The 19,676-nt window shown below is 72.0% G+C and carries 11 protein-coding genes and 3 tRNA genes; 9 read left to right on the forward strand and 5 right to left on the reverse strand.

Annotation, left to right across the window (positions count from 1 at the left end; all coding sequences use genetic code 11):
* Positions 1–146: 146 nt before the first annotated feature.
* Together B1H19_RS22040 and B1H19_RS22045 are read left to right on the forward strand one after the other, a co-directional pair.
* Positions 147–680: a SigE family RNA polymerase sigma factor gene (locus tag B1H19_RS22040; RefSeq protein ID WP_083106530.1), complete on the forward strand. Its 534-nt coding sequence runs from the start codon at positions 147–149 to the stop codon at positions 678–680.
* A 173-nt stretch (positions 681–853) separates the two neighbouring features.
* Entirely contained in the window at positions 854–1,408 is a 555-nt protein-coding gene (locus B1H19_RS22045) for a GNAT family N-acetyltransferase (RefSeq protein WP_083106531.1), read from the forward strand.
* A 43-nt stretch (positions 1,409–1,451) separates the two neighbouring features.
* On the opposite strand, the gene B1H19_RS40845 is transcribed toward B1H19_RS22045, so the two are convergent.
* On the reverse strand, positions 1,452–2,351 hold the full coding sequence (locus tag B1H19_RS40845) for a response regulator (RefSeq protein ID WP_203237200.1): 900 nt from the start codon (positions 2,349–2,351) through the stop codon (positions 1,452–1,454).
* Positions 2,348–6,838, reverse strand: a complete 4,491-nt coding sequence (locus B1H19_RS22055) for a hybrid sensor histidine kinase/response regulator (protein ID WP_237289865.1) — start codon at positions 6,836–6,838, stop codon at positions 2,348–2,350. The genes B1H19_RS40845 and B1H19_RS22055 overlap by 4 nt, the downstream gene beginning before the upstream one ends.
* On the opposite strand from B1H19_RS22055, the gene B1H19_RS39910 reads away from it, so the two are divergent.
* The 3 genes from B1H19_RS39910 (at position 6,728) to B1H19_RS22065 (ending at position 10,911) form a co-directional block, all read left to right on the forward strand.
* Positions 6,728–6,961 (forward strand): hypothetical protein, encoded by a 234-nt coding sequence (locus B1H19_RS39910; protein ID WP_162500689.1) that lies wholly within the window; start codon positions 6,728–6,730, stop codon positions 6,959–6,961. The genes B1H19_RS22055 and B1H19_RS39910 overlap by 111 nt on opposite strands.
* A 170-nt stretch (positions 6,962–7,131) precedes the next feature.
* The gene (locus B1H19_RS22060; protein ID WP_083106533.1) at positions 7,132–9,006 is read left to right on the forward strand and encodes a SpoIIE family protein phosphatase; all 1,875 of its coding nucleotides are present in this window, start codon (positions 7,132–7,134) and stop codon (positions 9,004–9,006) included.
* A 255-nt stretch (positions 9,007–9,261) separates the two neighbouring features.
* The gene (locus B1H19_RS22065) at positions 9,262–10,911 is read left to right on the forward strand and encodes a long-chain fatty acid--CoA ligase (RefSeq protein ID WP_083106534.1); all 1,650 of its coding nucleotides are present in this window, start codon (positions 9,262–9,264) and stop codon (positions 10,909–10,911) included.
* Between the two features lie 51 nt (positions 10,912–10,962).
* Here the strand turns inward: B1H19_RS22065 and B1H19_RS22070 are convergent, their stop codons facing one another.
* Positions 10,963–15,084, reverse strand: a complete 4,122-nt coding sequence (locus B1H19_RS22070; RefSeq protein WP_083106535.1) for a PAS domain-containing protein — start codon at positions 15,082–15,084, stop codon at positions 10,963–10,965.
* Positions 15,085–15,461: 377 nt separating this feature from the next.
* Positions 15,462–16,031 (reverse strand): SSI family serine proteinase inhibitor, encoded by a 570-nt coding sequence (locus B1H19_RS22075; RefSeq protein WP_083106536.1) that lies wholly within the window; start codon positions 16,029–16,031, stop codon positions 15,462–15,464.
* 276 nt (positions 16,032–16,307) lie between these two features.
* On the opposite strand from B1H19_RS22075, the gene B1H19_RS22080 reads away from it, so the two are divergent.
* The 3 genes from B1H19_RS22080 to B1H19_RS22090 all read left to right on the forward strand — a co-directional run bounded on the left by B1H19_RS22080 (position 16,308) and on the right by B1H19_RS22090 (position 17,197).
* A tRNA-Ser gene (locus B1H19_RS22080) sits at positions 16,308–16,398 on the forward strand.
* 433 nt (positions 16,399–16,831) lie between these two features.
* Positions 16,832–16,904: transfer RNA gene (locus tag B1H19_RS22085), tRNA-Arg, on the forward strand.
* 219 nt (positions 16,905–17,123) lie between these two features.
* Positions 17,124–17,197 (forward strand) — tRNA-Met (locus B1H19_RS22090).
* Positions 17,198–17,563: 366 nt separating this feature from the next.
* Here the strand turns inward: B1H19_RS22090 and B1H19_RS22095 are convergent.
* Complete coding sequence (locus B1H19_RS22095) at positions 17,564–18,355, reverse strand: NAD(P)H-dependent oxidoreductase (protein WP_083109794.1); 792 nt, start codon at positions 18,353–18,355, stop codon at positions 17,564–17,566.
* Between the two features lie 98 nt (positions 18,356–18,453).
* On the opposite strand from B1H19_RS22095, the gene B1H19_RS22100 reads away from it, so the two are divergent.
* The gene (locus B1H19_RS22100; RefSeq protein WP_083106537.1) at positions 18,454–19,488 is read left to right on the forward strand and encodes a GlxA family transcriptional regulator; all 1,035 of its coding nucleotides are present in this window, start codon (positions 18,454–18,456) and stop codon (positions 19,486–19,488) included.
* The last annotated feature ends 188 nt before the right edge of the window (positions 19,489–19,676 follow it).

Here is a 19,676-nt window from a genome sequence, read left to right on the forward strand (position 1 = left end):
CCGCCCCGGCTCTCCCCTAGGGGGAGCGGGCGCCCCGTCCGCCCTGAGGAGGTGGGGCCCGCGCTACCCGTACAACTTGAGGGGGATGAGTCTTCGGCACCTGCGACCGATCCCCCCGGCCCCGGTCCGCTTCTAGCGTGGAGGGCATGACCACGCCAGTGTGCAAGGGCGCTTCGACCGCCGCCGTGTTCCCGACGTTCTCGTCCTATGTACGGGCCCGGGGGCCGGTCCTGCTGCGCGCCGCACGGTCGCTGTCCCCCAACCCGAACGACGCCGAGGACCTGCTCCAGACGGCGCTCGCCAAGACCTATGTGGCCTGGGAGCGGATCGAGGACCACCGCGCCCTGGACGGCTATGTCCGCCGCGCGTTGATCAACACCCGTACCTCCCAGTGGCGCAAGCGCAAGGTCGAGGAATACGCCTGCGACGAACTCCCCGAGCCGGACCCCACCCCGGTCCCCGACCCCGCCGAGCTCCAGGGCCTGCGGGACGCCATGTGGCGCGCGGTGATGCGCCTGCCCGCCCGCCAGCGGGCCATGGTCGTCCTGCGCTATTACGAGGACCTCAGCGAGGCCCAGACCGCCGAGGTCATGGAGGTCTCGATCGGCACGGTCAAAAGCGCCGTATCCCGCGCCCTGGCCAAACTCCGTGAGGACCCGGAGCTGGCCATGATCGGCTAGGGGTCACGGACGAGGCCCGGCGCACGCATCCCCGCGCCACGACGAGGAGCAGCTCGCCCCCCCCCCCCCGCCATGTTTCACGTGAAACATCGCAGATGGCGTCAACTCCCGTACCTCACCGGCCTTCCCGTAAATCACTGCCCGTTTCGCGCATGCCTCAGTAGATTGACCCGATGTCCGAACTCCGAACCGAGCGACTGCTCCTGCGCGACTGGCGGGGGGCCGACCTCGCTCCCTGGGCCGCGATGAATGCCGACCCCGAGGTCCGCGCGTACTTCCCCGATGTGCTCACACGCGAGCAGAGCGAGGCATCGGCGGCGCGCTTTCAGGCGGCTCTCGACCGGCGGGGCTGGGGGTGGTGGGCGGTCGAGGTACGCGCCACCGGGGAGTTCATCGGGCTCGCCAGGCTGGATCCGGTGGACGCGGACACCCCGTTCACCGGGGTGGAGGCCGGCTGGCGCCTGACGCGGACGGCCTGGGGACTGGGCTATGCCACCGAGGCCGCCGGGGCCGTCCTGTCCTACGGCTTCGCGACGCTCACCCTGCCGGAGATCTTCGCCGTGACGACCGCGACCAATCTCCGCTCCCGCGCCGTGATGCGCCGCCTCGGCATGACCCACCACACGGCCTATGACTTCGACGATCCGAACGTGCCGGACGGCCCGTTGCGGCGGAACGTGGTGTACCGGATCACGGGGGAGGAGTGGCCGGGACGGAGCGGGGCGTAGCCCGCCGGACAGCCCGGTGAAACGGTGGCGGGGCCCGCGGTTGTCACGCTCCGCGGTTCACCATCAGCCTGCCGACCGCCTGTTCCAGCCCGGCGATGCGGTCGGCCAGGCCGGTGGATTCGGGGCCTTCCGTATCGCGCAGCAGCGACTCGATCTCGGTGAGCTCGCCCACGACCTCGGCCAGGCGCGCGGCCTCGCCGGGGCCGGTGGTGGTGAGCGCGTCCTGGACGTGGGGGCGGTCGGCGTCCGCCGGCTGGTGGGTCTCGGGGGACGACGCGGAGAGCGTGATCACCGGGGTCTCGGGCGTCTCCGGGGGCTCGGGCGGCCTGAGGGGTTCCGGGGGCGTGGTGGGCTCGGCGCGTCCGGGAAGTTCCGTTGCGACCACGGGGTGTTCGGGACCTTCCCTTTCGGTCACGGGGGGCGCGGGGACGGGCTCCGGTGCCGGGGCGGAGCCCGCCGCAACGGCAAGCGGGGCGGCCTCCCCGGCCGGTTCCTCCGACGTCAGCAGCCGTTTCAACTGCTCGGCCTGAGCGGCCAGTTGATGGTTCTTGCGGTGCAGCTCCAGGAAGACGTTGACCTTGGTGCGCAGCAGCCAGGGGTCGAACGGTTTGATGAGGAAGTCGGCCGCGCCGACGGTGTAGCCGCGGTAGGCGTAGTTGGGGTCCACGGACGCGCCGGTCAGCAGGATGATCGGGACGTCCTTCGTCTGGTCGAGGCCCTTGATGTTGGCGGCGGTCTCGAAGCCGTTCATGCCCGGCATCATGACGTCGATGAGCACCACGGCGAACTCCTCGCGCAGCATCGCCTTGAGTGCCTCCTCGCCCGAGCGTGCGCGCACCACGCGCTGGCTGAGCGAGCCGAGGACGGCCTCCAGGGCGACGAGGTTCTCCTCCATGTCATCGACGATGAGGATTGCGGCGGGGATGTCGGGTGCGGTGGTCATGGGGCCTCTCCGGTGGTCGTCCCGTCGGTCTGCGCTTCCCCGGGGTGCACGTCGAGCGCCTGCCCACCGCCGGTGTGCTCGGGGCGGGCCGTCCCGCCGTCGGACGTCGCGCCACCGGCCTGGCCTTGGGCTTGCCCGCCCTTGGCCCGCCCGTCGGCCGGCTCGCTCCCGTCCGTCCCGCCTCGTGGTGCGGGCTGTGCGCCCCCGGTCTGGTCCTGCGGATCCAGCAGGCGGCAGATCACCGCCAGCAGCTGGTCCACGTCGACGGGCTTGGGGATGTAGTCGTCGGCGCCGCTCTCGATGGCCTTTTCGCGGTCGCCCGGCATGGCCTTGGCGGTGAGCGCGATGACCGGCAGATCCGCGAAGCGGGGCGCATGGCGGATCGCCTTGATCATCTCGTAGCCGTCCATTTCGGGCATCATGATGTCCATCAGGACCAGCGACACATCGGGTGTCCTGTCCAGCACCTCAAGGCCCTCGCGGCCGTTCTCCGCGTACTTGACGCTGATGCCGACCCGGCCCAGGACGTGCGTGAGGGCGAAGACGTTGCGGATGTCGTCGTCGACGATGAGGATGCGGCGGTCGGCCAGTACGCGGCCCGGGCGGCCGCTGAGCCATTCGCGCAGCCGGGTCGTCTCCGGCCAGGCCACGTCCAGCCCGTCGGAGGGGCGGGGGGCCGCCTGGGCCGCCGTACGGGTGGGGCCTTCCGGCTGGGCGAAGACGTCGCCGGGGTGTGTGGCGGTGGCGTCCGCCGGGCGTGCGCCGTACGCCTCCGGCTGGGCGGCGTAGGCGTCCGTACCGCGCTCGCCCACGGCTCCGGCGGCGACGGTGTCGCTGACGGCGTCGCCGTCTCCCCCGCCTCCCCCGCCGCTCGCGTCGCCGCGTCCCGCGCTCCCTCCGGTGCCCGCCGCGGCGGTCGTCCTCGCGCCCTGTGCGGCGACGGCCTCTGCGCGGCGCTCCGCGAGCTTCTCCGCCGCGGCGGGAACATCACGGAGAGTGGGTGCGTTGTCACGAGTGGTGGAGGGTGTGGCGGCGGTGGAGGTCGCAGGGACGGACGGGGAGGTTCCGGTGTAGCGCGCGGGGATGTAGAGGGTGAAGGTCGAGCCGACGCCGGGTTCGCTCTCGGCGGTGATCCGGCCGCCGAGGAGGGCCGCCATATCGCGGCTGATGGACAGGCCGAGGCCGGTGCCGCCGTACTTGCGGTTGGTGGTGCCGTCGGATTGCTGGAACGCCTCGAAGATGCCGTCGAGTTTCTCGGCAGGGATGCCGATGCCGGTGTCCTTGACGGCGAGGGCGACGACCGCGTCGGCGTTGCGCAGGGAATCCTCGCTGAAGCCGGCGGCGGGGACGCGTTCGACGGTCAGCTCGACGCCGCCGGCGGAGGTGAACTTCACGGCGTTGGACAGGAGGTTGCGCAGGATCTGCTGGAGGCGCTGTTCGTCGGAGTACAGCTCGCGGGGGACGTTCTCGCCGACCTTGACGTCGAAGGACAGGCCGCGGTCGATGGTGAGCGGGCGGAAGGTCGCCCGGACGTAGTCGAGGAGTTTGTCCAGCGGCAGGGCCTTGGGGTGGACGTCCATCCGGCCGGCCTCGATCTTCGACAGGTCGAGGATGTCGTTGATGAGCTGGAGGAGGTCGGAGCCGGCGCGGTGGATGGTGACCGCGAACTCCACTTCCTGCGGCGAGAGATGGCTGTCGGGGTTGTCGGCGAGGAGCCGGGAGAGCACGAGCAGGGAGTTGAGAGGAGTGCGCAGCTCGTGCGACATATTGGCCAGGAACTCGGACTTGTACTGCGAGGAGGTGGCCAGCAGGGCGGCCTTCTCCTCCAGCTCGGCGTTGGTCAGCTGGAGCTCGTCGGAACGCTGGCGCAGCTCGGCCGTGAGTCGCTGCGACTCCGAAAGGAGGGATTCGGTACGGGAGTTGGCGATGATGGTGTTGATGGAGACGCCGATGGTGTTGGCGAACTGGTCGATGAACGCGAGGTGCACCTCGCTGAAGCGGCTGAACGACGCCAGCTCGATCACTCCCAGCACCTGGTCCTCGAAGAGGACGGGCAGGATGACGACGCTGGCGGGGGCGGCGGAGCCCAGTCCCGAGCTGATGGTGAGGTAGTCCGGTGGGGCGGCGTCGACGAGGATGCGTTTCTTCTCCATGGCCGCCTGGGTGATCAGGCCCCAGCCGCGGGTGCCCGGGCTGGGCAGCGAGCGCTGCCCGTCGGCCTGCCCGGTCCCGTAACCGGCGATGAACTTCAGCCCCTCGCCCGGCTCGGCGCCCGCCTCGGCCAGGAAGAACGCTCCGAACTGCGCGTTCACCAGCGGAGTCAGCTCGCGCAGGATCAGATCGGCGACCTCGACCAGGTCACGGTGGCCCTGCATCAGCCCGGCGATACGGGTGAGGTTGGACTCCAGCCAGTCCTTGGCGCGGGTGGTCTCGCGGAGGTTGGCCACCATGAGGTTGATGTTGTTCTTGAGCGCGGCGACCTCGCCCTGGGCTTCCACCGAAATGGAGCCGGACATATCGCCCTGGGTGACGGCGCTGGCGACCTCGGCGATGGCCCGCACCTGGTTGGTGAGGTTCAGGGCCAGTTCGTTGACGTTGGTGGTCAGCTTCTTCCAGGTCCCGTAGACGCCCTCGACCCGTGCCTGGCCGCCCAGCCGCCCCTCGCTGCCCACCTCGCGGGCCACCCGGGTCACCTCGGAGGAGAACGACGAGAGGGTGTCGACCATGGTGTTGATGGTGGTCTTGAGCTCCAGGATCTCGCCGCGCGCGTCCACGTCGATCTTCTTCGACAGGTCGCCCTTGGCCACCGCCGTCGCCACCTGGGCGATGTTGCGGACCTGGGAAGTCAGGTTGTCGGCCATGAAGTTGACGTTGTCGGTGAGGTTCTTCCAGACCCCCGAGACGCCATGGACCTGGGCCCGCCCGCCCAGCCGGCCCTCGGTGCCGACCTCGCGGGCCACCCGGGTCACCTCGTCCGCGAACGCCCGCAGCTGCTGCACCATGGTGTTCACGGTGTCCTTGAGCTCCAGGATCTCGCCCCGGGCGTCCACGTCGATCTTCTTCGACAGGTCGCCGTTGGCCACGGCCGTGGTCACCTGGGCGATGTTGCGGACCTGGGAGGTCAGGTTGAGCGCCATCGAGTTGACGTTGTCGGTGAGGTCCTTCCAGACCCCCGAGACGCCCCTGACCTGGGCCTGACCGCCGAGGTTGCCCTCGGTGCCGACTTCGCGGGCGACGCGGGTGACCTCGTCGGCGAAGGCGGAGAGCTGGTCGACCATGGTGTTGATGGTCGACTTCAGTTCCAGGATCTCGCCCTTCGCCTCCACGGTGATCTTCTTGCCGAGGTCGCCCTCGGCGACGGCGGTGGCGACCTGGGCGATGTTGCGGACCTGGGTGGTCAGGTTGTCGGCCATGAAGTTGACGCTCTCGGTGAGGTCCTTCCAGACCCCGGAGACGCCCCTGACCTGCGCGCGGCCGCCCAGCTGGCCTTCGGTGCCGACTTCGCGGGCGACGCGGGTGACCTCGTCGGCGAAGGCGGAGAGCTGGTCGACCATGGTGTTGACGGTCGACTTCAGCTCCAGGATCTCGCCGCGCGCATCCACGGTGATCTTCTGGCTGAGGTCGCCGTTGGCCACGGCCGTGGTCACCTGGGCGATGTTGCGGACCTGCCAGGTCAGGTTGGACGCCATGAAGTTGACGTTGTCGGTGAGGTCCTTCCAGACCCCGGAGACGCCCCTGACCTGCGCGCGGCCGCCCAGCTGCCCCTCGGTGCCGACCTCGCGGGCGACGCGGGTGACCTCGTCGGCGAAGGCCCGCAGCTGGTCGACCATCTTGTTCACGGTCAGCTTCAGCTCCAGCAGCTCGCCGGTGGCCTCGACCGTCACCTGCTGGGTCAGATCGCCGCGGGCCACCGCCGTGGTGACCACCGCGATGTCCCGCACCTGCGCGGTCAGCCGTGAGGCCATGGTGTTGACCGCCTCGGTCACATGCAGCCAGTCGCCTGAGAGGCCCTGTGCCTTGGCGCGGCCGCCCAGCCGGCCCTCGGTGCCGACCTCGCGGGCCACCCGGGTGACCTCGCCGGTGAACAGCGACAGCTGGTCCACCATGCGGTTGACACCGATGCCCAGTCGGCGCAGATCGCCGTGCAGCTGCCGGTTGCCGTCGTGCAGGGCGACATGCTGGGTCAGATCGCCGTCCGCCACCGCGTCCAGTACCCGTGCGGCCTTGAAGACGGGCACCGCCATCGCGTCGAGCACCGTATTGGCGGCATCCACATTGGTCGCCCAGGAGCCCGCCCCCGGGCTTGCGGTGATCCGTTCGTCCAGCCGGCCCTGCCGGATGATTTCCTGGCGGATGCGTTGCAGCTCGTCGGCCAGATGGGCATTGCGGGTCACGATCTGATTGAAGACCCCCGCGATATCGGCGAGCACACCGTCCTGGGCGCCCTCCGCATACGCCGTGAAGTCCCCGTCCCGCAGTGCATTCATGGCGGCCAGCAGCCGCCGCAGATCGCCTGTGCGGACCTGCTGGAGCTCCCCCGCAACCGGTTGCGGCGCATCGCCGTGCGCCGCCTCCTGCCCGCCGAGCGCGACACCGGAGCGGGCAGGTGAGGGGGAGCGTTTCGAGGGCCGGGGTCCCGGGTGTGGAGGTGGAGTAGCGGAGTCAGGCCGGACCGGGTCGCGGGCCATGGGGCACCATCCCCCAATGATCCATTTGGGCAGATATGTCATAGTATAAGTCGCTTGGAATTCCCTTTTCCCAGGCGCACCCAGGGGCTGCAATGGGGACATCGACCGCGCCCACGGAAGCCGTGTCCCGCAAGGGGCTACCGGCGAATCAGCTGGCGCCCGCCGGTGCCCGCAAATTCGTCCGTACGGTGCTCATGGAACGGGCCCGGCGGCACCCGCCCGCGCCCGGCTCGGCGGCCCTCACCGACCGCTTCATCGACGACGTCCTGCTGCTCGTCAGCGAACTGGTCACCAACGCCGTGATGTATGCCGGTACGGAGATCGACGTGACCTGCCGCCTGGAGCCGGGCCGGGAGCGCAACGGCCGGGGCCACTCCCCGGTCGACTACGAGGCCAACGGCACCGGCGACGGCCCCGCCACCATGGGCGTCGTCGTGGAGGTGGCCGACCGGCACCCCTCCCGGGGCGTGCACGGCGGCGTGGACGCCCGCAGCGGCGAGCCCGGCTACGGCCTCCAGCTGGTCAGCGCGGTCGCCGAGTCCTGGGGGGTCACCTACCGGCAGTCCGAGAAGACGGTGTGGTTCCGGCTGGTGGCCAAGGAGGGCGAGCTTGAGATACCCGGCCCGCCGCCGCCCGCACGGTCACCGCGCATCGAGCCGCCCGCCCACGGCCCGGCCCATCCCACCTCCCCCGCCCCCGCCCACGCCGCCGAATGGGCCGACCGCGGCGGTCCGTCCTTCCTGGCCGAGACCAGCGAACTCCTGGCCGGGCAGCTCGACCAGGACATGGTCACCGCGCTCGCCGCCCAGCTGCTCGTCCCCCGGCTCGCCGACTGGTGCGCGATCTGGCTGTACACCGAGGGCAGCGGGATGAAGCTGTCCCGGGTCTGGCATGTGGACGAGCGCCGCATTCCGCCGCTGCGCGCGGACCTGGAGCGGGAGAACCCGTCCGCCGGGGTGCGTACCGCGGGCACCCCCTGGCCCTGGCCCGAGAGCGCCGGGGCGCGGGACACCGGCGGCTCGGCGCTGGCGTTCCCGCTGGTGGCTCGGGACACCGATCAGGGCCTGCTGCTGCTCGGCCGGGCCGGGCACCTCCAGATGACCGACACCGTCATACGGATGGTGGAGGACGTGGCACGGCGGGTCGCCCAGGCCGTGTTCACCGCCCGCCAGTACACCCGCCAGACCACCATCAGCCGGGCGCTCCAGCGCCGCCAGCTGCCCGCCGCGCTGGCCAGCATCGAAGGCGTGGACACCGCCATCGTCTACGAGCCGCACGGCGAGGGGCAGACCGTCGGCGGCGACTTCTACGACATCTTCCCGATGGGCGAGCACCGCTGGTGCTTCCTGCTCGGCGATGTGCAGGGCAAGGACCCGGAAGCGATGTCGGTCACCGGACTCGCCCGCCACCTCGTACGGCTGCTGGCCCGTGAGGGGCACGGCGTCGAGTCGGTGCTCGGCCGGCTGAACTATGCGATGGCCGAGGACAGCGCCGAGGCCGTGGAACTCAGCGGCGAACAGGCCAGCTCCCGCTTTCTGAGCCTGCTCTACGGTGAGCTGGACGTCGAATCCGGCGTCTCCGGCGCCCACTGCACGGTCGCCACCGCCGGCCATCCGCCGCCGCTGCACCTCTTCGCCGACGGCAGGGTCGAACCGGCCTCCGAACCCCAGATGCTCCTCGGCATCGACGAGGGCACGGAATTCCAGGCCAGCTCCTTCGACCTGGCCCCCGGCGAAACCCTGCTCTGCGTCACCGACGGGGTCACCGAACGCCGGTGCGGCAACTGGCAGCTGGACGACAACGACGGTCTGGCGGACATCCTGCGCGACGGGATGGGGCTGGGCGCCAAGGCGATGGCGGAGCACGTCCGCCGCGCGGCCCACGATTTCGGTACGGGGCCGGTGGAGGACGATCTGTCGGTGCTGGTCCTCCAGGCGGTCCGCGCGGGGAGCGGCGGGCGGGGGTGAGTGCGGGGGTGAGCGTCGGGGGCGGCGGCCGCCAACTCCCGCTCCGCGCACGATGTTTCACGTGAAACATGGCGCCGTGTTTCACGTGAAACATGCGTCGGCGCCGCCTCCGGCACCGCCACGGCCTCCGCCGTTCCGCGGCCACCGGCCTCGCCGTCTGCGGGCAAGAACACACCTCAGAGGCGTGACATACCAGGCGGTACGCATCGACAATCGCAGCACCACTACCCGTCCGTAACCAAGCGGAGGCACCCGGTGCTCAGCACGATGCAGGACGTATCGCTCACGGTTTCGCGAATCCTGACCCACGGATCGACCGTCCACGGCGACGCGCAGGTGATCACCTGGACCGATACGGAGCCGCATCGCCGCACCTACGCCGAGGTCGGCCACCGTGCCGCCCAGCTGGCGCACGCACTCCGCGAGGAACTCGGGGCGGCACCCGAGGACCGCATCGGGACGCTGATGTGGAACAACGCGGAACACCTGGAGGCGTACCTCGCCATCCCCTCCATGGGCGCGGTGCTGCACACCCTCAACCTCCGGCTGCCCGCCGAGCAGCTGACCTGGATCGTCAACCATGCCGAGGACCGCATCATCCTCGTCAACGGCACCCTGCTCCCGCTGCTCGCCCCGCTCCTCCCCCAGCTGCCGAGCGTCGAGCACCTCGTCGTCGCCGGCCCCGGCGACCGCTCCGTCCTCGCCGGTGCGTCCGCCCGGGTGCACGACTACGAGGAGCTGCTCACCGGCCGCCCGGAGACCTACGACTGGCCCGACCTCGACGAACGCGAGGCCGCCGCGCTCTGCTACACCTCCGGCACCACCGGCGACCCCAAGGGCGTGCTCTACAGCCACCGTTCGCTCTATCTGCACTCCCTCCAGGTCAACAACGCCGAGTCCTTCGCACTCAGCCCCCGCGACCTCGCGCTCCCCGTCGTCCCGATGTTCCACGTGAACGCCTGGGGCCTGCCGCACGCCGCCTTCATGGCCGGCGCCTCCCTGCTGATGCCGGACCGCTTCCTCCAGCCCGCCCCGCTCGCCGAGATGATCGAGGCCGTACGGCCCACCATCGGCGCCGCCGTCCCCACCATCTGGCAGGGCCTGCTCGCCGAACTCGACGCCCACCGACGCGAGGTCAGCTGTCTGCGGACGGTCATCATCGGCGGCTCCGCCTGCCCGCCCGCCCTGATGCGCGGCTTCGAGGAGCGGCACGGCATCCGCGTCATCCACGCCTGGGGCATGACCGAGACCTCCCCGCTGGGCTCCGTCGGCCATCCGCCGGCCGGGGTGAGCGGCGAGGAGGAGTGGACCTACCGCGCCACCCAGGGCCGCTTCCCCGCCTCCGTCGAGGCGCGGCTGATCGGTCCCGATGGCGAGCAACTGCCCTGGGACGGTGCGTCCGCGGGCGAACTGGAGGTCCGCGGGCCCTGGATCGCGGGCTCCTACTTCGGCGGCGCCCAGGGCGAGGCACTGCGCCCGGAGGACAAGTTCAGCCCCGACGGCTGGCTGCGCACCGGCGACGTCGGCACCATCACCCCCAACGGCTATCTGACCCTGACCGACCGGGCCAAGGACGTCATCAAGTCGGGCGGGGAGTGGATCTCGTCGGTCGAGCTGGAGAACCATCTGATGGCCCACCCCGGCGTCGCGGAGGCCGCGGTCGTCGCCGTACCGGACGAGAAGTGGGGCGAACGGCCGCTGGCGACGGTGGTGCTGACGGACGGCTCGGCGCTCACCTACGAGGAGCTCCAGGCGTTCCTCGGCGAGCGGATCGCCCGCTGGCAGCTGCCGGAGCGCTGGGCGGTGATCCCGGCCGTCCCGAAGACCAGCGTGGGCAAGTTCGACAAGAAGGTGCTGCGACGGCAGTACGCCGACGGGGAGCTGGACGTGACGCACCTGGGGTGAGGCCCCGGGCGGCCCGGTGGGGCCCGGTCGGGCCCCACCCTCCGCCGACCGTCAGTTCGTGCCGATCTTGGCCAGCAGATCGACGATCCGGCTCTGCACCTCGGCGCTGGTGGACCGCTCGGCCAGGAAGAGCACCGTCTCACCGGCCGCGAGCCGCGGCAGCTGCGCCGGGTCCATGTCCGCCGAGGTGTAGACGACCAGCGGGGTGTGGTCCAGCAGACCGTTGGCACGCAGCCAGTCCACGATGCCCGCCCGGCGGCGGCGCACCTGCATCAGATCCATCACCACGAGATTCGGCCGCATCTGCTGCGCCAGCGTGACCGCATCGGTGTCCGCGTCGACCCGCGCGACCTGCATCCCGCGCCGCTCCAGCGAGGTCGTCAGCGCGCCCGCGATGGCGTCGTTCTGCTCGATCAGCAGCACCCTGGACGGGTGGTTCTCGCCGTCGCGCGGCGCGAGCGCCTTGAGCAGGACGGCCGGATCGGCACCGTAGGCGGCCTCCCGGGTGGCCTGCCCCAGACCCGCGGTGACCAGCACCGGGACCTTGGCCGCGCCCGCCGCCTGACGCAGCGACTGGAGCGCGGTACGGGTGATCGGCCCGGTCAGCGGGTCGACGAACAGCGCCGCCGGATAGGCCGCGATCTGCGCGTCCACCTCCTCCCGGGAGTTGACGATCACCGGGCGGTAGCCGCGGTCGCTCAGCGCCTGCTGGGTGTGGACGTCCGGCGCGGGCCACACCAGCAGCCGACGCGGATTGTCCAGCGGCTCCGGCGGCAGCTCGTCGTCCATCGGCAGCGGCTGGCGGTCCATCACCTCGACGGCGCCGTTCGGACCGTCCAGCGGCTCGGGGCCCTCGCTGCCCTCGTCAGGCGCCGAGATGGCGAACGCCCGGCCCTCGCCCGTGTCCCGCAGACGCGGCTGGGGCTGCGGCTGCGGCGCGGGCTTGGCCTGCCGCGCCAGCTGCGCGCCCGGCACGGGGCCGGTCTCGGCGCGCTCGCCGTCCTGGGCCTGCCGCTCCTGCGGCGCCGCCAGCTTGCGGCGGCGGCCCGAACCGGCGGAGGTGCCACCGGGCGGTGTACTGCCCGGTGGCGGGGGCGCCACCGGACGCTGCTGGTCGGCGAGCTGTTGGGCGAAGGGCACACCCTGCCCGAGGGTGCGCACGCTGAAGGCCCGCCCGTGCGAGTGGCCCGCGGCGGGACCGTCCTCGTCGGCGCCGGCCGGCAGCGGCTGCCGGGCGGTGGCGGGCGCCTGACCCTGCGCGGCCGCCGCCTGGGCCTGCGGCTCCTCGGCGGGGCTGGGGCGGCCGCGCCTGCGGCCCGTGGGGGCGGGGGCACCGTCGACCGGGGCGACGCCGGGCGCCGTACCCGTGGCCGTACCGGTCTCGTCCGCGGGCTGGAGCGGCTGCGCCACCAGCCCTTCCGGGCCCGCCACAAAGGTGCCGGAGGACTCGGAATCGGCCATCGCAGCCGCCGCCCGCTCCTCGGCCGCGGCCCGCCGGGCGCGGCGGCGGCCGGTCGGCTCGCTCTCCCAATCCCCCTGTGCCGCACCGGAGTCGGCGGACGCGTCCGGCTTGGCCCCCGGCTGTGCGGCGGCCGTCTCGCCGGACCCGTCGCCGATCGGGCGGCGCGCCCGGCGCCGCCCCGTACCGACGCCGTCCTGCGACCCGGCGGCCTGGGCGGGCACCTGCCCGGCGGCCGCGGCGAGCGCGGGCAGCGGCTGATCCGGCGGGGTCGCCTGCGGGTGTGCCTGGGGAGTCCGGTCGGCCGCGGCGGGCGGCAGCGCAAACGCCGTCCGCGCACCCGCCGGCGCCAGCGCCTGCTGACCACCCGGCGGTACGGGCGTGGCGGCGCCACCCTGCGCGGCGGCCCGCTCCGGCGCCTCGGCCAGCGCCCGGCGCGCCCGGCGCCCGGTGGCCTGTACGGGCGCCAGCCCCTGCGGCGACGCCTGCCCCGGAATCTGCGGCTGCCCCGGAACGGCCCCGGGCACCTGCCCCTGCGGCCCCGTCCCGGCACCCGTCACGTCCCCGGCACCCGGCGGGGTCTGCCGCCCACCACCGTGCGGGCCAGGAGCAGCGGCGCCGTTCGGGCCGTGGGCGCCACCAGGCCCGCCCATCTGGGCGGCAGACGCAGCACCATCGGCGGACCCCGCATCGCCGGGCCCGCCCCGGGCCCCGCTCCCGTTCGCCGCACCACCCGGACCGGCCGCGTCAACAGCCGCCCCGGCAGCTCCGGCCGCCCCGCTCGGACCCGCCGGGAGGGCCAGCGCGCCGCCCTCCGGCGCACTCTGCCGCGCCCGCCGCCGTCCGGTCGGCGGTACGGGCTCGGCCGCCGCCATCCCCGCACCGTCCGTGCCCGACGCCTCGGCCGCGCCCTGCTCGGCTCCCGAGTGCCGCGCCCGCCGCCGTCCGGTCGGCTGCGCACCCCCGGCCTGGGCCGGCAGCCCCGCGCCGCCTTCCGTACCGGCCGCAGCGGCCTCCCGGCCGTCCTCGCCCGCGTCGGCCCCGGCCGGCTGCGTCCCCCGCGCCCGCCCGGCCGGCACCGGCATCACCGTCGTCCCGCCACCGGACGTCGCGTCCGCCGCGTCCGTGCCCGCTTCGGATGCCGTGTCCGTGCCCGCCCCGGAAGCCGTCTCCGGCCCGTCCGACGCCGCGCCGTCCAGGCCCACCGGCAGCTCCAGCACATACGCGCTGCCGCCCGCGCCCTGGCCGCCCGGCACCTCATGCGTCTGAAGGAGGCCGCCGTGCTGCCGCACGATCCCGCGCACGATCGGCTCATGGACCGGGTCGCCGCCGCCGAACGGCCCGCGCACCTCGATCCGTACGACGTCGCCGCGCTTGGCGGCCGCCACCACGATCGTCGAGTCCCCGGGGATCGGCCCCGTACGGCCACCGGGCCCCGCCGCGCCCGTGCCCGCCGGCATCCGTCCCGTCGAGTCCACGCCCGCGACATCCGCGATCAGATGCGACAGCGCCTGCGCCACCCGGTCCGCGTCGACCACGGCCTCTATCGGGGGCGCATGCACCGCGAACTGCGCCCGGCCCGGCCCGATCAGCTCGATCGCGCCCTCGACACCCGCCGCGACCACGGCGTCCATCGACACCTTGGTACGGCCGAGCCGCTCCACGCCGGAGTCCAGCCGCTGATAGCTCAGGACGTTGTCCACCAGGGTCGTCATCCGGGCGTGGCCGGCCGCCAGATGGTGCAGGATCTGGTTCGCCTCCGGCCACAGCTGGCCCGCCGGATCGGACGCCAGCGTGCTCAGCTCGCCGTTCAGCTCCTCCAGCGGCCCGCGCAGCGCCTGCTCCAGCACGGCCAGCAGCTGCGTATGCCGCGCCGCCAGCGCGTCGTAGGGCCGCCGGTCGGTGAACGTCATCACCGCGCCGACGAGCTGGTCGCCGTCCCGTACCGGCGCCGTCGTCAGATCGACGGCCACCGACCGCCCGTCCTTCGCCCACAGCACCTGCCCCCGCACCCGGTGCTTGCGCCCGGACTTGAGGGTGTCGGCCAGCGGCGTGTCCTCCCACGGCAGCGCCGAACCGTCCGCCCGCGAGTGGTGCAGAAGCGGATGCAGTTCCTTCCCGCCCAGCTCACTGGCCCGGTAGCCCAGGATCTGCGCGGCGGACGGATTGACGAGAACGACCTTGCCCTCGGCGTCGACCCCCACCACGCCCTCGGCCGCGGCCCGCAGAATCATCTCCGTCTGCCGCTGCTGACGCGCCAGCTCGGTCTCGGTGTCCAGCGTCCCCGTCAGATCGCGGACGACCAGCATCAGCAGCTCATCGCCCGTATAGCCGTTGCGGTGGTCGGCGTAGGCGGCCTCGAAGGCGGACTCGTACGGGGTCCGTCCGTCCTCCAGGTTCGCGCTGGTCACCTCCACCAGCATCTCGGTCCCGTCCGTACGCCGCGCCACCATCCGCGTCGGCTTCGTCCGCCCGCCCTCTTCATCGTTGTCCGGGCGCCGCATCGACCCCGGGATCCGCTTGGAGTCGAAGGACGGCAGCAGGTCCAGCAGCCCGCGGCCCACCAGGGCGGTCCCCGGTGCCTCGAACGTCTCCAGCGCGATGGTGTTGGCGTTGACGACCGTGCCGTTGCAGTTGACGAGCAACAGCGCGTCGGGAAGGGCATCGAGTATGGCTGCGAGGCGAGCAGCGCCTCGGGATGGCCTGCTGCTCACGAGACGCTTCCTCCCTGTTACCGCACCTTGCCGGCCCGTCGTGGCGGACCGCTGAGGTGGAGTCTACGGGCACTTGCCCGCGAAGCTAAGGCGCATGACGAGGAGGTAATGCCCCCGCCGGGTGCGACTCACCGCACGCCCGACATGTACCTCTTCGTCCTGATCTGGCGCGCTACTCCGCCATGAAACGGTCCATGACGCAAGCGACGAACCGGGCGAATCGCTTCGTGGTCGAGGGCGTGGAGCGGGGCTCAACCGGGCGCCGGACCGGGCCCTGAACGGGGAACGGAACAGGACCTGAAGCGGCTCATGGACCCGGGCCGGAAGGTGTTCCGAAGCGGCGCCTGAAACGGGTCACCAAGTGGGGCCCGGGCGGGTCACGAAGTGGGGCGCGGGAGCAGGGGTTCGAAGCGGCGCCAACGCTCGATCTCGCAGCCGTTGGTGCGCCGGAAATGGGCGTCGACCGGACGCCCCGCCCAGCGGCCGGTGACATGCGCGGTGGCTGCGCTGCCGTAGATCATCGTGCACTTTGCCCGCTCGGGTACCGGCGCGAACGCGTCCTTCCCCCAGCGCGTCTCCTTGTCCAGCTGGGCGCAGGCCCCCTTGGCGTCGGGGTGGTTGCCGCCCGCCGGGTGGCAGCGCAGCGTGAAGGTGCCGTCGGACGTGGCCGAACCGGAGCCGGTGACGGTGACGGTGAGGTGGTCGTGGGCCGGGAGGTGGGCCGGGGCGGGAACCGTACGGGTGAAGTCGTCCAGGTCCGGGATGCCGGCGCCCTCGGACCGGTGGTCGAGGAGCGGGAGCGGCAGCGGGATGGGAAGGGGGATGGGGGCGCGCGAAGCGGCCGGCGCGGCGGGTGCGGCCGGGCGGGCGCCGGACGAGGCGGCGAGGACGGGCGTTGCGGTGACGAGCGAGACGGCGGCGGTCGTGGCGGCGACGACGAGGGGCATCCCGGGGTGCGTCCGGCGACACGGGCGATACGGCATCAGGGCTCCAGAGAGGCGAGTGCGAGGCGGTACGGGGTACGTACACGCCGGGGGCGCACGACGCGCGGGTCGATACGGCCCCGACACTCCTAACGCGTCGCCGCCCCCGACGTTGCGCCGCAGGAACGTCTTTGCCGGGTGGCCCGGGGGCCTAGTACCGTAGGGGGCGATTGGTGACAGCCCGCAGAGCTGTGCCATCATCTGGACACACCACAGCGTGCGTGCACGCGTGGGGTGTGTGGAGGCGTCGCCTAGTCCGGTCTATGGCGCCGCACTGCTAATGCGGTTTCGGGTTTACACCTGATCGAGGGTTCAAATCCCTCCGCCTCCGCTCTTCTTCGGTCAGGCCCCGGTCGCTCGCGATCTGGGGTCTGATTGCTTTGTAAGGGCACCCCGAAGTGGCCCCCGTCACAGTCCGCAACGAGCCGCCCGTCCTGGGTGCCGGCTACGCCCTCTTCGGTGAACACGCGCCGCTTCCGGTGGACCCGCGCCGCCGCCCCGGTCGCGCACCCGGCCCCGGACCACTTCGGACGGGACGAAGGCCCGCTGCCTCCCCTGCCCCCGCCATGAAGACGGCCACGCTCGCCCGAACTTCGTTCAGATCATCGAGGCGCCCCCCGGGCCGCAGGCGTCGCCGCCCTTCGGTCGCGAGGGCGTTTGCCCAGGTCAGAGGGGGTGAGGGGAATGGATTTCGCCTGACGGCGCAGGTCATGTAATGTTGTTCCCGCAACGCCGACCGGCAAGAAAAACCGCCGGAAAGCCAAGCGCTCGTAGCTTAACGGATAGAGCATCTGACTACGGATCAGAAGGTTGCAGGTTCGAATCCTGCCGAGCGCACAGCAGAGCAAAGCCCCCGCCGGATATCCGGCGGGGGCTTTGTCGTGTTGTGCCGGCTTTTTGGGGGGCGGACGGTGCCGTGCCGTCGAAGCATTCGTGGCCACCGGGAAGTGGGCTGGGGGTGGGGGAAGTTGCGGGGAAGTTGTGGTGGGGGGCGAGGGGGTGCCTGGGGGGCGATTAGGTGTTGGTGGGAAGGTCGCGTATTGTTGGGGAAACCGACGCGGGGTGGAGCAGCTCGGTAGCTCGCTGGGCTCATAACCCAGAGGTCGCAGGTTCAAATCCTGTCCCCGCTACTGATACCGCAGACCCGGTGGATTGAGTATCCGCCGGGTCTGCGGTTTTTTGCGTTTCGGGTGGTGGGTTCCGGGGGTGCGGGTCACGGGCCGGTTGCCCCGTCCGGGGCGTGGCCTGATGTGCCGGTCTGCTGTTTCGGCTGTTTCGGCGCCTGGTGGTTGTTGCCGGATGGCTGTGGTCCGGGGTGATAGGCGCCTCCCCCGAAAAATCGAAGCCCCCAACCAAAGCCCAAAAACGGCCCCCCAAACAGCACCCCCTCAAACCCCGAAACCCTGAACCCCAACTCCGAAACCCGGACGTCCCCCGGCCGCACCCCGGGAAAACAACACCCGGAACCGATTTACGGGATACAGCGGGCGGGGCGGTCAGATGTGGGCCGGCGGGGGCGGCGACGTGTAGTGGGCGGCGGGGCCCGTGAGGGCGGGGGTGAGGTGGGGGTGGAGGAGGAGGTTGTCGTCGTAGTCGCCGGTGTTTTGGTGGCGGAAGGGGAGAGGGGTGGTGCTGGGGAGGGTGAGGAGGCGGTCGCGTAGGCGAGTGGTGGCGGTTTCGTAGGTCTCGGGGGTGGTGCGGTCGGCGCCGGGGATCAGGAGGGGCGGGACGACGGACATGCCGGTGTACCAGAGGGTGTTGTGCTGGAGGGGGAAGAGGAGGTCGTTGAGGTCGCCGTTGACGCCGCGGGGGCCGAGGGTGGCGGCGCGGGCGCCGGCGGTGACGATGACCATGGCGCGTTTGCCGGTCAGTTTGCCGTCGCCGTAGCGCTGGGGGCGGCCGGTGGCGGGGTCGGTGATGCCGAAGGCGAAGCCTTTGACGAAGACGCGGTCGAACCAGCCCTTGAGGATGGCGGGCATGCCGTACCACCACAGCGGGAATTGGATGATCAGGGTGTCGGCCCAGGCGAGTTTCTGCTGTTCGGATGCGATGTCGGGGCTCAAGCGGCCCTCGGTGTAGGCGCGTTCGGATGCCGGGCCCACGTGGAAGCGTTCCGTCGGGTCGTGGCCGTAGTCGGCGGGGTCGACCACCGGGTTCCACTTCATGGCGTACAGGTCGGAGACCCGGTGCTGGTGGCCGTGGGCCTCCAGGGTGCGCAGGCCGTCGGTCTTGAGGGCGGCGCTCAGGGAGCGCTCGTCGGGGTGGGCGAACAGCCAGAGGATCTTCATGTGCCCACTGTCCGAGTGGTCGTCGCGGTGGACGAGTGGCCGGATGGTCAGCATATGCAAGGATCGGGCCAACGGGGCGAGCCAGGAGGAGGCGCGTCATGGGTGTGGGCGTGGACGGGGTGGCGTTTCCGGGGGAGGGGGCGGAGCGGGCCCGGCGGCGGCATCGGGTGGCGGTGCTGGTGCGGGACGGGATGTTGCCGATCGAGGTGGGCATCGTGCACCGGATCTTCGGGGAGGCGCGGTCGGCGGACGGAGCGCCGCTGTATGAGCTGGTGACGTGTGCGCTGGTGCCGGGTGAGGTGCAGACGGATACCGACTTCACGGTGAATGTGCCGCACGGGGTGGAGGTGCTGGAGACGGCGGACACCGTGGTCGTACCGGCTTCGGGGGTGGACTACAGGCTCTCGGCGGAGCCCGCCGAGGGGCGGCTGAGCCCGGCGATGGCGGACGCGCTGGGGCGGATCCGGCCGGGGACGCGGATCGCGTCGATCTGCACGGGGGCGTTCGTGCTGGCCGCGGCGGGGCTGCTGGACGGGCGGCGGGCCACGACGCACTGGCGGTCGGTGGATGACTTCCGGCGGATGTTCCCGGGGGTCCGGCTGGATGCGGATGTGCTCTACACGGACGAGGGGGAGGTGCTGACGGCGGCCGGGGTCGCCTCGGGGGTCGATCTGTGTCTGCACATGGTGCGGTGCGATCACGGGGCGGCGGTGGCCAATGACGTCGCGCGGCGGACGGTGGTGCCGCCGCACCGGGAGGGAGGGCAGGCCCAGTACGTCCGGCGGCCGGTGCCGGAGCCGCAGGTGTCCTCCACCGGGGCGGCGCGGGCGTGGGCGCTGGAACATCTGGACCGGCCGCTGACTCTGCGGGAGCTGGCGGTGCGGGAGGCGATGAGCGTACGGACGTTCACCCGGCGGTTCCGGGAGGAGGTGGGGATGTCGCCGGTGCAGTGGCTGACGCAGCAACGGGTGGAGCGGGCGCGGCAGTTGCTGGAGGAGACGGACCTGTCCGTGGACCGGATCGCGACCGAGGCCGGCTTCGGGACGGCGGCTTCGCTGCGGCAGCATCTGCACGCGGCGTTGGGGGTGTCGCCGCGGGCCTATCGGAGCACGTTTCGGGGGGTCGGGGTGTGAGGGGCGCGCGCACCTGAGCGTGAGCGTGAGGGGGCGCCACAGGGGCGGTGGCGTTCGGGCGGGGCCTTGTCGTACCCCGGTCGTACGCTGGCGGTGTGTGGCGATGTACGGGACCGCGCTGGTCACGCGGTGAGTCGGGGGACGCGGGGCGGCGGTATGCGCAGGGGCTCGGGTGGTACTGCGCCGAG

It is taken from the genome of Streptomyces gilvosporeus (genome assembly GCF_002082195.1).
GTDB lineage: Bacteria > Actinomycetota > Actinomycetes > Streptomycetales > Streptomycetaceae > Streptomyces > Streptomyces gilvosporeus.

What these genes read in the sequence shown, in the direction of transcription:
- B1H19_RS22095 (WP_083109794.1), bottom strand. Translation starts at nt 18,355, where the DNA reads ATGAAGATCCTCTGGCTGTTCGCCCACCCCGACGAGCGCTCCCTGAGC.
- B1H19_RS22075 (WP_083106536.1), bottom strand. Translation starts at nt 16,031, where the DNA reads ATGCCCCTCGTCGTCGCCGCCACGACCGCCGCCGTCTCGCTCGTCACC.
- B1H19_RS22045 (WP_083106531.1), top strand. Translation starts at nt 854, where the DNA reads ATGTCCGAACTCCGAACCGAGCGACTGCTCCTGCGCGACTGGCGGGGG.
- B1H19_RS22060 (WP_083106533.1), top strand. Translation starts at nt 7,132, where the DNA reads ATGGGGACATCGACCGCGCCCACGGAAGCCGTGTCCCGCAAGGGGCTA.
- B1H19_RS22100 (WP_083106537.1), top strand. Translation starts at nt 18,454, where the DNA reads ATGGGTGTGGGCGTGGACGGGGTGGCGTTTCCGGGGGAGGGGGCGGAG.
- B1H19_RS22055 (WP_237289865.1), bottom strand. Translation starts at nt 6,838, where the DNA reads ATGAATGCACTGCGGGACGGGGACTTCACGGCGTATGCGGAGGGCGCC.
- B1H19_RS40845 (WP_203237200.1), bottom strand. Translation starts at nt 2,351, where the DNA reads ATGACCACCGCACCCGACATCCCCGCCGCAATCCTCATCGTCGATGAC.
- B1H19_RS22040 (WP_083106530.1), top strand. Translation starts at nt 147, where the DNA reads ATGACCACGCCAGTGTGCAAGGGCGCTTCGACCGCCGCCGTGTTCCCG.
- B1H19_RS39910 (WP_162500689.1), top strand. Translation starts at nt 6,728, where the DNA reads ATGGGCATTGCGGGTCACGATCTGATTGAAGACCCCCGCGATATCGGC.